We start from the raw sequence: 14257 nt of genomic DNA on the forward strand, positions 1-14257 counted from the left end.
CACAGCAAAAGCGGCATTTGTCGGGATGGCTGCTCTTTTCTCAGCCCCTGCAACCCGCCCATCTAGCTGTCGCGTCACCGCTTTGTACTTGACATTTGATATCCGTCCGCGCCAATGCCCTGAGGGAACTAGCGGAACAACTTCCAGAGCTGCTGCCGGAGGCGCTGGAGGTGACCCGTCAGATTCGCTCTGAATTCGCCCGCGCCATGGCCCTCATGGAACTGGCGAAACACCTGCCGGAGCTACTGCCGGAGGCCCTGGAAGCAACCCGTCAGATTACCGATGAATCCGACCGCGCCAATGCCCTCATGGAACTGGCTAAACAATTGCCGCCAGAGCTGCTGCCGGAGGCGTTGGAGGTGACCCGTCAGATTAACATTGAATCCGTCCGCGCTAGTGTCTTGAGTGGACTGGTGGAGCATCTACCGCCAGAACTGCTGCCAGAGGCGTTGGAGGTGATCCATCAAATTCGCGATGAATCCGACCGCGCCATGGCCCTTATGGAACTGGCGAAACACCTGCCGGAACTACTGCCGAAGGCCCTGGAAGCAACCCGTCAGATTACCGATGAATCCGACCGCTCCATAGCTCTGCGTGAACTGGCGAAACACCTGCCGGAGCTACTGCCGGAGGCCCTGGAAGCAACCCGTCAGATTACCGATGAATCCGACCGCGCCATGGCTCTGCGTGAACTGGTGGAGCATCTGCCGCCGAAGCTGCTGCAAAGTGCTTTCAGCTTAATAGAGCTATTTGGAGATAAGTACTATAGGGCCTCAGCTTGGCAAGGCCTACTGCCGCGTTTAGAAGATATGCAGGTTGACATGGCCTGCTTTGCAAAAGGCTTAGATACCTTAGCTTATCGAGGCCGTGAAGATTTTCTTCGCTGTCTTCCAAACCTTAAAAACACACTCGCTCGCTTGGGTGGTAAGAATACGCTGCCATTATGCCTTGAGGCGATGAGAGAGGTTTGTACTCAGTGGCCTTAACCTGCTGAAGGCTTATGAGCTGAAACGAGCCTAGGAGCTGATGGAAGTGATTGATTCGCTTAACCAGCACTTTTGATCCAGGACTATTCGACGGGCATCTGAGGGGTTGTGCCAAGGTTGTGAAGATGAGGGCTGACAGACTAACTCAGCGGTATACAACCCGTTGGGATGAGTTGGTTCAGCGGAACAGCGGTGAGTATAGTGAGAAAGAAAATCTACAAATTACTGTGAGTCTGCTAACCCATATTGGGTAAAGTTAATGCAGTCTTACACTTAAAGCAGGCAAAGCGGACAGGAGGTGAGAATTTGTGACTTGGCTTTTTTAGAAAGTAGTCTAGAAAAATTTCTCAAGACAGTGCAAACTGGTATTTAATTGTCGATAGTAGCGAGGAAGACCTTATGAGTAATTTTATTCCAATCGATGTAGAGGGCGACCAGTTCTATATTGAAGTGCTTCCAACAGAAGACCAAACGGGTATTAAACAGAGATCGCGAGACAGTCTTGCCGAAAAACTAACCAAGGATGATTTCAAGAGAATCATCCGTCAGGCCGTAATGCCTGCCTGCGAAACTTTTGTTGACGTCTGGCAAGAACTTAATCAACCTCTTACTGCTGAAAGTGCAGAAGTCGAGTTTAACTTAGGTTTCACAGCCAGCGGTTCTGCTGTCATCGTTCAAGCTTCTGGTCAAGCAAGCTTTAAGGTAAAAATTTGTTGGAAGTTTGATCAGGTACCCTTCGGATTTAAAGATAGCCTTTCTCTTGAGGGCATTGGTGACAGGGATCCAAATCCATATATTCTCTCGGAAGGCGTTGGTGGCGAGGATCCAAATCCACTTATTCGCCCAAAAGGTGTTGGTGGCGGGGATCCAGATCCAATTATCCGCCCAAAACCTGAAGGCTGATTGAATTAGCTTACATTTTATATTTGACCTGTAGCTGCTGAATTATTGAAGCAAATTGAGAAGACTCTCTAATTAGCTTTATCTCAGTTAAAACGTCGTTATACTCTCCAGTCATGTAAAGCTGAAAGTCCTCAGTACGCTCCTCCTGACTTCTAGCTTCAAACGCCGTCTCAATCGATTTAGTTGCTTGCTCTAAGTAAATATCGTTTTTGCTGATGGAATAAAGAACTGCATAAACAGCAGTCAGATTGTCAGCGCTTTTACTTCGTTGAGTAGAATAACAACTGCCAGCAGCATCAAGTTGGCAACTTACCCCTGTTTCACGAATCACTGTATTGTACATTTGTTCTGCTTTTTCCAAGTGTGAAATCATTTTTGTTAAGTTCCACAGTTTACTGGTCTTTTCAAATTCTGAACGAGCAATTTTTTGGTTATACAAGCCTATAGTGAAATAGATGTCATTTCTGTTGATTGAGGAAGATGTAGTGACTTCTGGATCTTGCAACAGGGATTCTAGTGTAGCAATGGCATCTTCAAATTGTCCTGCACGGCCGTAAGCAACACCTAGATTGAATGTTGCTTTCAAGTTAGGTTCTTTTTCCAAAGACTCCTTAAATGCTGCAATAGCATCTTCAAATCTGTTCAAGTACATCAAGGATGCACCCTTATAAAGATAAGGTTCATTTGCATTTTTGCACTTATTTATCAATTCCTCTGAAATATTTAAGGCTGATTCATATCGTTCTCCAGAAAAAGCCTCGTTAATAGAATTTCGGTAATTTTCAATAGATTCGGATGAGCAAGAATTGTTGAGCAGAGAATAGGTTGTGCCTATAGCAACTGACAAGCTTATACCTGTCATCACAACAGACGCAGCTAAGTGGATTCTTCTTTTCTCCCTTTGCTTAACTGCTTGTGAAACTTCCTTTGAAATATGGGAAAACGGAATTGCTAATCCGCCCTGCAAATCTTCAGAGGCGACTACCAATCCTACCGCTTTGTACTTCCCGTATTTATAGATTAAAATAGGTGCTCCACTCTGCCCGCCTTCAATGCGCTGGGCATCGGAGAAGGTTTCTAAACGAATTAACTTTTGATCGCCTAGTTTGCCACAACGGGCAAAGGCAGTGAGTTCTCCTCGAATTGGAGCACCATAAAAATCGTCATTGGAAAAACCAAAACTGAGAAATTCATCTCCGATATCAAAATCTTTTCGGAGTTCAGCTGGTATGACTTGAATGTCTTCAACCTGAAGCAAGCAGAAATCATCGCGTTCCGGATCTCCCTCGTACAAACAGCTAACAGGTTGATCGAGAATTCGTACATTTTTCCAGCCCCCTGCATCCTGCACTACGTGGGCGCACGTCAATAAGTGACCTTCTCGGTTGATGAAGAATCCTGTTCCCCAAGTCTGACCTTGTGCGTCCTTGATTCTAACAACTGATTGCTGAACAGCCTCAAGGCTTTCTCTACGCTTACCCATTGTTGCTTTTGAAGAAGGTTAGTTAAAAATACAAGTACTCTAAGCGGAATTACTGAAAACCCTGAAAGAAATTCAAGACTGTCAAATTCCTCAAGCAGATGCAGCTTTGGTTACCTGACAAAGTCATGAAAGCCCTGGAAAAACGTTGCTGTTGTGTTTCACGGGCTTTGGGCGACCTATGGAGTCTCTGGCGGAGCTGAGGGAAGCCGTGGCTTTCTATGGGGCAACAGCAGCGGCGAAGGTGAGGCGTGCTGGTCAGGTCGCTAAGACAATGACCGTTTTATTACCACCAGCCGCTTCCGGCCCAAGGAGCCACACTATGCCAACTCTCAGACGTTGGTACTGCCCTTTCCCGCTAACGACACACCGACTTTAGTTAGGGCGGCGCTGGGAGCTACGGAGCAGCTTTATCAGCCGGGGTACAGCTTCCACAAAGCCGGGGTCATGCTGATGGATTTAAGCCATGAAGGGATTGTTCAAGGGAGCATCTTTGAAGGTCAGGCCAGGCAAGAGCGATCTTGGGAGCTGATGGAGGTGATTGATGCGCTTAACCAGAAGTTTGGATCCGGGACTGTTCGATGGGCGACTGAGGGGCTGCGACAGGGTTGGAGGATGAGGGCCGACAGATTAACTCAACGGTACACAACCCGCTGGGATGAGTTGGTTTCAGCTACCTAGCGACTAAACAGAGCAAGAGAGTAGATCCGCAGTGTCTAACAATCTGTTTGGAGCACACTGAGCTGGTTGAAGCTCACTCACTGCCACCACCCTTATACGATTTCCCACAGTAAGGACAAAATCGGAACTTGAGAGAGGCGATAGGTTCCTGGCAACCTGAGCAGCGATCTTGCAACTTGCTCCCACAGGCAAAGCAGTGCTTTGAGCGTGGAGTCGTCCACATCGGATCGGGTGATGTGCCGGGCACCCAACACTGGGGGCAGAACTTGAGAGCTGCGATTTCCTCTACAGTCCTTCCCTGACAGACCGCATCTAGATACTCCACTGAAATACCCAGAGCATGGGCCAGACCGCTTTTAGCCTTCTGCTTTAGCCGCGTGGTTTGACCACGCTCCATCTTGCCTACACTTTGAGGATGAATCCCAGCCTTCTCCGCTAACTCTTTTTGGCTCAGGCCTAGGCTCATCCGCCCCCGCTGCACGTAGGCTGCAAGGGTTTCTCCAGGGGTTGGAGCCAGGTTTTGGGATAAAAGGTGCATTGAAGTATAGATAAAAGAGTTTGTATAAACGCTATCTTAGCTTCAAGTAAAAGTAACTAATTGAAATGAAAATGGTCATTACCCTAGCTGGTGTTTCGGTAGAATTTCTACAACGCTCAGGACTAGAAAAGAGTACCCGGCGCTCCTATGAGTCCGCCTTGATGCCCCTCTTGCAGGAATATGGGCAGATGCCGATTGAGATCATGACGAGGCAAACGTTGCAGGACTATCTCAGCGAGTTGTCTAACCTGGCTTACACCACTCACCAACGACATCAAGCCACTATCCAGGCGTTGTTCAACTTCGCAGTCGAGCAAGGCTATATCAAAGCCAACCCAATCGCTCGATTGAAGCGGCGGAAGCCTGACCGGGAGAAAGGTGAGCATGGTACGGATGACGTGATCCGCTATCTGACACCCGAGCAGCTTAAGGTCTTGTATCAAGTGGTAGCACCAAATTTACGGATGAACGCGCTGGTTCATCTGCTGCACCGAACAGGCGCAAGGATTGCTGAAGTACTGGCCCTTGATCTGAAAATCATGAACTTAGACCAGCGAAAGTTTCAGGTGGTCGGCAAGGGCAACAAACGGCGGTGGTGCTTCTATAGCGAGGACGCGGCTTGGGTTCTGGAGCGCTATCTAAAATACCAACGACACTCAGGTTGTTCAGCCCTATTTACAGCCCAGCAGCCCTTCACGTTGGAAGTAAGCCGGATGAGCTATCGCACGGCTCACCAGGATTGGACGGATTTAATCGCCCAAAGCCCTGAGCTAGAAGGCATTCGGATGCATGACTTGCGCCATACCTTCGCTACTGAGCGGGTAGGCCTAATGGGTATCGAGGAATTAAGAGCCTTAATGGGGCACCAGAACATTCAGACAACCTTGCGCTATCAAAAGGTGACATCGCAGCGAGCCGAAACAATCGCTAAAACGGCGCTTGCTGCGTTGGCTAAAAGTTAGTTATTGCTCTACGAAAAGCGCTGGTAAGTGTATGCAGTTGTATAGCGTTTATCCCTATATGCTTCTGCTGATACAGAGTACATATAGTACTCTGCATCAAGAAAGTGAGGTAAAAGAGGTTCACTACCCGAAAACTGTCGTAAATGGATCCAAATTGAGCCAAAAACAAGCGAGTACGGATATTCAATGCATGTTGCCAGAGAACATAAATATAGGTGTCGGCATCCATGGTCCTCACTAAAACGGACTAACTATAGGAGGCCCGACCAGTTCGCAGACAGCATTGCAGCTTGAGATGCACCGCTGAAGCCTGGCTAGCGACATACTTATTCTTAAAGGAAAAGTCACCTAACGCTCACATGGCATTTCGGAGTTGCCTAACCTATTGTTTTGACATGCCTTTGCTTCTTGCCCATAGACCTAAAGGGCATTCCACAGTGATGACATTCACCTTTCTCCCAAAGAGATGGGATTTGAAAGGGTTTCTTGCAGCAAGGACACCTGCTTAAAAGCTGTAGATGGTGGTGATTGCAGATAGGTACCTCAGCTTTATGCTGCCATTCCATGCGATGGCAAGGGATTTCGGCATAGCAAGCCCCACACAGCAGAATAGGTCTGGGCTGCATGGCACTCTCCCTTTGAGGAAGCATTGCCTCTAGTAGTCCAGCATCCATATGACACAGATTGGCAAGAGTTTCTAACGCCTGTTCCTCAGGGAACGGATTGAAGTAAAGCTTTTCCCAACGCGCAACGGCTGACCCAACACCAAGGAGTTGCCCTAAAGAGTAGCCTGATGGAAGGCTGTTGGCCTTAAAACGCCTTAAGCGACCCAGGTAATGGCTAATACTTTCGTGCTGATAAGGTTCAACATAGCCTAATCTGGGTGAATAATTACCGGTCATCACCTCTACCCTCAGCTCTGTGGATTTTTCGGGCGGATGTATTCCTGGCCATAAAAGTTGGTAATGTTTTCTAAAACAGATTCATCTACTCTACAATTGCCTTTCACTAGTGAATGTAAGACTGCCTTTGTCAAAACCTTGATCAGAGTTCCCATTCGGCCACCGGTACTTAAGGATAAAGTCTCGAATGAAGCACCATCAGCTAGATTAGAAGGCTCAGGTAAGTTTAGAATCTCCACCTCAATGGTTCGCAAAGTTCTCTTAAAATCATCCTCAGCTAAAGGAGAAAACTCAAACAATGATGGAAACGAAAAAATTAAATCATCGCCTAGAATGTTATCAAGATTATGACTACCCACTAATACAATAGGGACACTAGTTTCCTCGTGAAGTTGCTTGAGATCTAACAGCGCTTCTCTCTGTAAGCTATCTGCATTATCGACGATAATTGATTCAATTCCAAAGATAGAAATGCTACCAGAAAGTCTAGGTTGAAGAGCTTTTCGATTGCCTTTATAACCAGCATGTTTAATATCCTCAAGTATTTGAGAGAACAGCCTTCTTGAGCTTGAGTTTGACCATGCCTTAACGTAGGAAAATTGTCCTTTCTCTTCCTCACAATAATTTAGTGAAGAGCGACTTTTCCCTAGCTCTCTAGGTCCTATAACTCTCCCGCACTGCTTTACTAAGCGAAGCTCATCCAGCCACTTGAAATAACTAGAAGACATTTCAGTCGGAATGAAAGATGCCCTAAATGTCTCCTCGATTTCTGCCGTCTTGTTTGATATACTTTGCAAGTCAAATTTTGGAGCTAGTACTTCAACTAGAACCTGCTTTGCCAGCGGAGAATCAGCCATATCAATAAAGCTTCCTTACATTTCTGTTTTTAGGAACAACGAGCTGATGGCGATCTACCATATTAGATGGTGGGATGGGCGGTTCTATATTCTGTGAAGTAGTCGTAGCATCATGCGCTTGTTTTACTTGTGTAAGGTCAATACGTTCAGGCAATACCTCCACAGATGCTAGAGATATATTAGCCTTTGCTTTTTGTTCTTCTCGTTGTTTTGCTACTTCTGAGTTACCTTTGCCTTTCGTTCGCAGCTTTTTCTGCTCTGACTGTTGACGATCTTTCTTGTCTTGTTTACGTTCATTAACTAACTCTTTACGCTTGCCTAAAGCTACCAAGGCACTATAATTTGAACGATCACGCTTCTTACTATTCCGTTTTTTATTGATTTCATCAATGTCATATAGACTTAGATCTTGGTTGTCCATATTGATTGCGTGAGCGTAACCAATAAAGGTGTCTTTTAACACTTGATCATAAACAAACATGGTTAGAGCATGGTCGGGATCATACCTGAGACTAACAAATTTCCCTTTGAAAGCCTTTAATTCTTCACAGCGAAATATGATATTTCTAAAATAAAAAGATCCATTTGCTTGGACAGTTACTTCCACTTCGTTCATTAAAAGAAGATCGAGTTCTCGTTCGTCTAAATGTTCAGGCAGCTTGTTGCCCATGCCCCTGAACCAGCGTTCATAACGAGTTTCACGAGGATCCTTAGGATACGCGTGATGATTGTAATCATCACAAAAGTAACTTGCCAAAATCCTGTCGAGATCGTCTATGTTCAAGCAGGCCTCCTTCTCGGCTTTCTCAATTTCCTCTTTTTTGGGCCGACTAGGTTGATATCCAGGCAAAGCCTCTAAAACCTGTGTATTAATAGTCTTGAAGAGCCTCTCAACTATTCCTCCCTGATTAGGACGATCTCGCAATTCACAGAGAAATCCCAGTTTTCGACCAATTGATTTAATATGCTTTGATGAACTTAAATCCTTACCGCCATCTGTAAAGAAATACTTTAAAGGCGGTCCGTAGACGTTCCAAGGTTTTTCAAGCTCATACTCTGGTGGGAATTGTTTAGGTAGAATGGCAACCCTTAGGGTAAGCCCAACTTCATGGGAACCGGGTTGCTTATGCCACAGATGATAGCCAATTAAGCAGCCAGAAAAAGTGTCCACAACTATAGTCAGCCATGGTCGCCATTGAAGAGTTTTACCATCTTGATCGATAATTCGAATATCTAACTTTGTATGATCGCACTGAACAATTTCATTGCTAAAATTAGCTCTTAGCGATTGCCCATCTCTTGTCTCAACAACAAGCCATGAACCCGATCCAGGATTTCGAATCTTCTTATTTCGCCTCTGCTGCTCGATGAGAGGATTTAAGATACGGTATATGGTTGCTGGATGGGGATAGTCGCCATGTTTAAGCCCTAGATCTACTTCAGCATGGCGCCTGACTTCTCCCACGACATCAGCAGGCTTGAGAGGATGTTTATCTTTTAAGCTATCTTTATATATTTCTTGAATTTTATTTTGCCAGTATTCGTTAATCCGACGACTTCCTTTATCTGAGCGCACAATCCCAGTATCTTCTTGCAGTTCACCGTCAAAGTACTGCTTCAGCAATCGTTCTACCTGGCGGATATTGAGCTTAAGAGTCTCTGCGACCTTGGTTTTCCTTTCAGACTTAATTTTACGATTAGGAGACGCTGCCAACCATTCAATTAGTCGATAGCGAAGTTTGTGCGGATCTGAAGACTCTATTACGACTTGGAAGGGATCTGTACCAAAGGCAGTTTCACCAAGAGAAACTTCGTCAAGGTTTTGATATGTTAACGAATCTTCAACTTGTCTCTCGCTCATAGAAGGAAACAGCCTTTTTTGTCTATGAGGCGAATGTACCACTCCTCTCTTCAAATATCTAGCATTTGCGACACCTAATTTGCGAATGAATGGGGTAGGTATTCGCGACATCTATTGTGCGAAAAATGATTTTGCGACACTTATTTTGCGAAGCCTCGAAATGCCATATTGCAGGTTGAATTTGCTAGAGTGCCCTTAATGAAAGGGGTTGGGGTAGTCACCACTTGCGACATCAATCTGCGAATCGCGACATTTAGCGTGCGGACGTACATACGCCTTAAACCATTACGTAACAAGGAATACAGCCTTTGTTGCGGTTTTTATATTTTGGCTATTCTTAGATCGATTTGGACTTTTTCAGGCACTTTGGGAACTCGTTTGAGCACTCTTGGGCACTCTCGGAAACCCTTGTGGTTAAAAGTTTTGAAGCTATCCTGATGCGCCAGTACTCTGGTCGGAAGAGGTGCCAGACGCTTCGGGCAGGTACCCACCGTGACAGTCAGGATCCCAAAATCTTATAAGGGCACAGTTTCGGCTTTGAGTCAGGAGGACTGCTGCGCCTATGATGGCGAGTTGAGGGATCGGACAAGAGACCGGTACTGTACCTGGGCTTACCCGACACGCGCTTCAACCGCAAAAAGGCAAAACTGCTGGCAAAGCAAATTGAGATTGATCTGGCGGAAGGGACTTACGACCCAACGCTCGAAAGGTACCCGGTTCAAGTTCGCCCACGAATGTAAATGAGCAGGTCAGATCCCAGGGTTAAATCCGTGATGGATTTCTTTGCCCCGTTTGTGGAGCAAAAGGCCAAAGAAGTAGACGCCAGGACGTTCGGAAAGTACGGAACCTTGGGGACAAGGTTAAAGCAGTTTTTCCAAGACCAGCGGGTGGATTTTATCGGAATCGAAAAGGCAAAGGAGTTTGTGGAGTTTCTCCGGCAGTACCAGAAGCCTCGGACGATACGCGATCGCCTGGCTACCTTATCGGAATGTTGGAAGTGGGGACGCCAGGATTTGGATCCGTGGAAGCTGGTGAAGGTGAAGGACGATTTGAAGTCAAAGCCCAGGCCATTTACCCACGCCGAGGTGCAGCAAATTTTGGAGACCTTTAAAGGCGATCGCTACTACGCCCACTACTATCCCTACGTCTACTTTTTGCTCAATACCGGTTGCAGGCCTGCTGAGGCTGCCGGGTTGAGATGGAACGCCCTTGACGAGAAGTCCACCAATATCTGGATTGGGCGCACCATTACCAGGGGCAAAAAGGAGAAAAACACCAAGACAGGCGAGGTGAGGAATTTTCCCTGCAACCAGCAGATGGAGGCTTTTCTGAAAGCGCACCGCCCCTTAAACGCCCAGGAGGCTGACCTGGTGTTTCCGGCTCCTAAAGGTGGCCCGATTGGCGATAACAACTTCTGCAAGCGCCCCTGGACTAAGGTGCTCGAAAAGGCAGGAATTGCCTATAGAAAGCCTTATCTGACTCGCTCGACCTTTGTCAGTCACTGCCTACAGGCTGGAATGTCGCCATCGGTGGTGGCTGAGATCACGGGGCATGATGTGAAAACCCTCTATAGAGACTACGCAGGCTGTATTGTTGCCCGTCCCCAAATCCCTGATCTCTATCAGGAAGGAACACCCGACGATAGTGGGAATTCGGCGGAAGAGTAATGGCTGCTGCTGTCTGTCAGGTACTGGGGCAACGTAAATGTCCCCTAGTACCTGACGGACTCGGTGATAATCGCTGCGGCAGCCAAACATCCCACCAACACTAGGGCGCGCGGCAGCAAGTGTTCTACAGCGATCGCGATAACCTCGGTAATGACTGTACACTCCAGCACAAGCGCCATGATGTAGGCAATTGTGCAGCCTGCCAAGCTGAGAAACAGATACTTCACAGCTTTGAACGTCCATTCTAAAAGCCACCTGCGGGGCTGTTGCTGTTTCATGGGATTGGCCTCCGCTAAGGTAGGGGCTTGACCAAGAGCGTCAGACCGTCACGGTCTACCACTTCAACCGGGGCACCGGGGTGCAGGTCACCAGCGGCATCCGGCTGAAAGAATCGGGCAGGCCAGTAGGAGGCCTGAAAGTAGACGCGACCTGGGATTGAGGGAGTAATGGTGCGCTCGACGATACCTCGACCTTGAAAGGTGGTTAGGTCAGAGGATGGGGACAGGGTAAAAAGCGTCATGGGGGTTTTCCTCCGAAGGTGAAGGGACGAAGCATTTACTGAACTCGGTATGAGGTCAGTAAACTAAAGAAGCCAGAAATCTCTCAGGAAACTTGGGTGGGTTAGGAGAAAGTTGGCAGAATTTTTGGCTGCACCCGATACCGTTTCTAGTAACCCCTATAAGACAAGCCTTCCAGCGGCTGAGCAGGTCTGTAAAAGATCGCGTATTATCGATGCATTCCCTGAGAACTTTCCCTTAAGTTTCCGATTGTGCTGAATCGTCATCTACCCGTCTGCCGCCATGAGCCGTCGTCAACGTGGTGTGGTCTTGACTGATCGCGGTAAGCAACGCCTGGAAGCTGCGATCGCATCTGCCCAAGACCAAGAAAAATATGGTGCTCGCTTCACCCAGACCGAACTGGAAGATCGCGCTGGCCTCAGCATTAAAACCATCAAGAAAATTTGCCACCAGGCAGGCCCCGCCGACCAGTCTCGCGTGGAAGGGTTATTCAGTGCCTTTAACCTGACGCTAGAACCAGCTGACTACGGCTGGCCCCAACCAGACGCGGATGACACCCTACAACCTGTCTTTGATGTCGCAGCTTATCGCAAGTGTCTGCAAGCCAACTACGGCTATCTGAAGCTTTATACCCTCGACAGCACTGATCGCGCCGACAACATCAAACTGTGGAGCATGTTCATTGAGCAGACGGTGCGCGAAGCCCTGCCGCCTAGTCGCTACGAACTGCCCCTGGATCTAAAGCGACAGCTTCAGGATGAGGATGCGCTAGGCGAAGACCTATCTGCCGAGGCGCTGGACTACTATCGCCGCGAGTATTTTCAGCAGCCTGCCTGTAAGGTGCTAGCGGCGGTGGCGGTGGCGCAACGGTGTGTGGTGTTGGGCGACCCAGGGGCCGGGAAATCGACCCTGCTGCAATATCTGGGGTTGGAGTGGGTGGAGAACGATGCTGCCGATCTGCCCCTGTTAATCGAACTGCGGGAGTACGCCCTGGCGGAATCGGCGAACTTCCTAGAGTTTCTGCATCGGGGGCGCGGGGTTGATTGGCAGTTTGACCCCACCGTGCTGCACGACTACCTGACTCAGCACGCCACGTTGGTAATGTTTGACGGTCTGGATGAGGTCTTTGACCGGGCCACCCAGGCCGCCATCATTGACGACATCATTCGCTTTGCCCAGCAGTATCCCCTGGCGAAGATTCTGGTGACCTCCCGGATTATTGGCTACAACCCAGAGCGGCTTCAGCACGCTGAGTTTCGCCATTTCACCATTCAACCGCTGGATGATGGTGAGGTGGATGAGTTCATTGAGCGCTGGTATGACCTGGCCATGGGCAGCGATGCCGATAAGGTAAGGCTGAAGCAGCGCCTGCGAGAGGCGATCGCCAGTTCTAAGGCGATTCAAAACCTGGCGGATAATCCGCTGCTGCTAACGATGATGGCGATTTTGAATCGGCGGCAGGAGTTACCGAGGGATAGGGCCGATCTCTATGACCAGGCATCGCGGGTGTTGCTATACCACTGGGATGTAGATCACAAGCGGCTACAGTTGCCGATGGATGCGATCGGACGGCGCGAAAAGCAGGAGATTTTACGCCTGGTGGCCTACGAGATGCAGGCTGGGGAGGATGGCCTAAAGGGTAATTTGATCAGCGCGAATCGGCTGACTCAGATTTTGACGGAGTATTTGCGAGAGCAGGGGTTTAGTGAACCCCGTGAGAAGGCGAATGGGCTAATTCATCAGCTCAGGCATCGGAACTTTATTTTGTGCGATCGCGGGGCAGATACCTATGGATTTGTTCACCGAACATTTTTGGAGTATTTCTGCGCGGTCGAGATTGTCAATCGTTTTGAGAAACAGCGCACCCTCAGTTTTGAGCAATTGCGGGATGAGGTGTTTGGGCTGCACTGGCAGGATGAACCCTGGCATGAAGTTCTGCGGTTGATTTGCGGAATGATTGATGCCACTTTTTCGGAAGAAATCATTCAGTCTCTGCTCACGAAAGAAATTGACCGCTCAAAATTTCTTATTAGAGAACCATGGGGCCAGAAGCGATTGCAAGTTGGTGGATTCTTGAATTTAATGCTAGCTTCTGACTGCCTCTCTGAAGTCAAGAATGTTAGATCTATCTCTAAAATTCAATTCCAGGTAATTGAAGCTCTCAAGAATGAGATAGAGAATTATGAACATCCTTTATCTTGGGATTCGGCTAATGCCCTTACTAAAAGAGTATCTAAACCATTAGGTGAAAGCTTATCTTGGCTTAAAGGGCAAGTAGAATCTAATAAGAGTTCTTTTATACAATGTGCAGCCGTGGGCTCTGTTGCTGCAAGCAGCAACAATGAAGAAATCTTTCATTGGCTTAAAGAATTGGCAATTAACGGATCTGACTGGGGCATCCGCGTAGGCGCTGTAGATGCTATTTCTGCTCATCCATCATGTAAATCGTCTGAAATATTTGATCTATTGAAATATCTTTTGAAAAACGATAGTGATTGGGGAGTTCGTCGAGCCTCTGTACAGACCCTGTCAAAGAATTTTTCTGGCCTTCCAGAAGCGTTCAATCTGTTGTGTCAAGTAACTCAAAATGACCCGTTCTCGCGTAATCATGCTGAACAAGATAAACCCTCGTTTATTTTCTTTGAGTGCTCTTCTTGAAAACCATCCTTCTCATGAGAAAACTCATGAATTACTGCAGGACAGGGCTCTCAATGATAGTGATGAAAAATTGAGAGAATGGGCAAGCCAACAATTAAACAGAATAAAACAAGCAAAGCCATGAAAATTAAAGGGATCTTCTCTTATCTAATATCTGTTATTGTCAAGAACTTGAAAATACTTTTAGAAACACTTTTTTGCACTTTATCTAACTCATGAGCCAAAGCCAAAATCGTTATCGAGG

13 protein-coding genes and 2 pseudogenes are annotated in these 14257 nt (G+C 47.5%); 9 read left to right on the forward strand and 6 right to left on the reverse strand.

Annotated elements, in window-relative coordinates:
- Positions 1–170 precede the first annotated feature (170 nt).
- The 3 genes from H6G07_RS23735 (at position 171) to H6G07_RS23745 (ending at position 1889) form a co-directional block, all read left to right on the forward strand.
- Positions 171–986: a leucine-rich repeat domain-containing protein gene (locus H6G07_RS23735; RefSeq protein WP_139297190.1), complete on the forward strand. Its 816-nt coding sequence runs from the start codon at positions 171–173 to the stop codon at positions 984–986.
- 119 nt (positions 987–1105) lie between these two features.
- Positions 1106–1240 (forward strand): DUF4113 domain-containing protein, encoded by a 135-nt coding sequence (locus tag H6G07_RS27170; RefSeq protein ID WP_422393871.1) that lies wholly within the window; start codon positions 1106–1108, stop codon positions 1238–1240.
- A gap of 145 nt (positions 1241–1385) precedes the next feature.
- Complete coding sequence (locus tag H6G07_RS23745) at positions 1386–1889, forward strand: CU044_2847 family protein (protein ID WP_073610838.1); 504 nt, start codon at positions 1386–1388, stop codon at positions 1887–1889.
- Between the two features lie 10 nt (positions 1890–1899).
- On the opposite strand, the gene H6G07_RS23750 is transcribed toward H6G07_RS23745, so the two are convergent.
- Positions 1900–3372 (reverse strand): tetratricopeptide repeat-containing S1 family peptidase, encoded by a 1473-nt coding sequence (locus H6G07_RS23750; protein ID WP_073610837.1) that lies wholly within the window; start codon positions 3370–3372, stop codon positions 1900–1902.
- 151 nt (positions 3373–3523) lie between these two features.
- On the opposite strand from H6G07_RS23750, the pseudogene H6G07_RS27175 reads away from it, so the two are divergent.
- Both H6G07_RS27175 and H6G07_RS27180 read left to right on the forward strand, forming a co-directional pair.
- A pseudogene (locus H6G07_RS27175) lies at positions 3524–3846 on the forward strand (DinB/UmuC family translesion DNA polymerase); the annotation flags it as partial.
- Between the two features lie 54 nt (positions 3847–3900).
- Positions 3901–4050, forward strand: coding sequence for a DUF4113 domain-containing protein (locus tag H6G07_RS27180; RefSeq protein ID WP_422393872.1), 150 nt, complete (start codon positions 3901–3903; stop codon positions 4048–4050).
- 73 nt (positions 4051–4123) lie between these two features.
- On the opposite strand, the gene H6G07_RS23760 is transcribed toward H6G07_RS27180, so the two are convergent.
- Positions 4124–4588, reverse strand: coding sequence for a double zinc ribbon domain-containing protein (locus H6G07_RS23760; protein WP_073610835.1), 465 nt, complete (start codon positions 4586–4588; stop codon positions 4124–4126).
- A 71-nt stretch (positions 4589–4659) separates the two neighbouring features.
- Between H6G07_RS23760 and H6G07_RS23765 the strand changes: the two genes are divergently transcribed.
- Positions 4660–5550, forward strand: a complete 891-nt coding sequence (locus H6G07_RS23765) for a tyrosine-type recombinase/integrase (protein WP_073610842.1) — start codon at positions 4660–4662, stop codon at positions 5548–5550.
- Positions 5551–6463: 913 nt separating this feature from the next.
- Here the strand turns inward: H6G07_RS23765 and H6G07_RS23770 are convergent.
- Both H6G07_RS23770 and H6G07_RS23775 read right to left on the reverse strand, forming a co-directional pair.
- The gene (locus tag H6G07_RS23770) at positions 6464–7309 is read right to left on the reverse strand and encodes an AAA family ATPase (RefSeq protein WP_073610833.1); all 846 of its coding nucleotides are present in this window, start codon (positions 7307–7309) and stop codon (positions 6464–6466) included.
- 1 nt (position 7310) lies between these two features.
- Positions 7311–9170 carry a TnsB C-terminal domain-containing protein gene (locus H6G07_RS23775; protein WP_073610832.1) on the reverse strand — a complete coding sequence of 620 codons (1860 nt, stop codon included), beginning with the start codon at positions 9168–9170 and terminating at the stop codon, positions 7311–7313.
- 590 nt (positions 9171–9760) lie between these two features.
- Between H6G07_RS23775 and H6G07_RS27185 the strand changes: the two are divergent.
- Positions 9761–9910: pseudogene (locus tag H6G07_RS27185) on the forward strand (Arm DNA-binding domain-containing protein); the annotation flags it as partial.
- A 147-nt stretch (positions 9911–10057) separates the two neighbouring features.
- Positions 10058–10837 carry a site-specific integrase gene (locus H6G07_RS23785; RefSeq protein ID WP_171973099.1) on the forward strand — a complete coding sequence of 260 codons (780 nt, stop codon included), beginning with the start codon at positions 10058–10060 and terminating at the stop codon, positions 10835–10837.
- Positions 10838–10881: 44 nt separating this feature from the next.
- On the opposite strand, the gene H6G07_RS23790 is transcribed toward H6G07_RS23785, so the two are convergent.
- The gene (locus H6G07_RS23790) at positions 10882–11115 is read right to left on the reverse strand and encodes a hypothetical protein (RefSeq protein ID WP_073610830.1); all 234 of its coding nucleotides are present in this window, start codon (positions 11113–11115) and stop codon (positions 10882–10884) included.
- Positions 11116–11129: 14 nt separating this feature from the next.
- On the reverse strand, positions 11130–11357 hold the full coding sequence (locus tag H6G07_RS23795; RefSeq protein WP_073610829.1) for an NfeD family protein: 228 nt from the start codon (positions 11355–11357) through the stop codon (positions 11130–11132).
- Between the two features lie 280 nt (positions 11358–11637).
- Here H6G07_RS23795 and H6G07_RS23800 point away from each other — a divergent pair, with 280 nt between their 5' ends.
- Positions 11638–14013 (forward strand): NACHT domain-containing protein, encoded by a 2376-nt coding sequence (locus H6G07_RS23800; protein ID WP_084173615.1) that lies wholly within the window; start codon positions 11638–11640, stop codon positions 14011–14013.
- The last annotated feature ends 244 nt before the right edge of the window (positions 14014–14257 follow it).

Origin of the sequence: Phormidium tenue FACHB-1052, assembly GCF_014696675.1 — a bacterium.
Lineage (GTDB): Bacteria > Cyanobacteriota > Cyanobacteriia > Phormidesmidales > Phormidesmidaceae > Nodosilinea > Nodosilinea tenuis_A.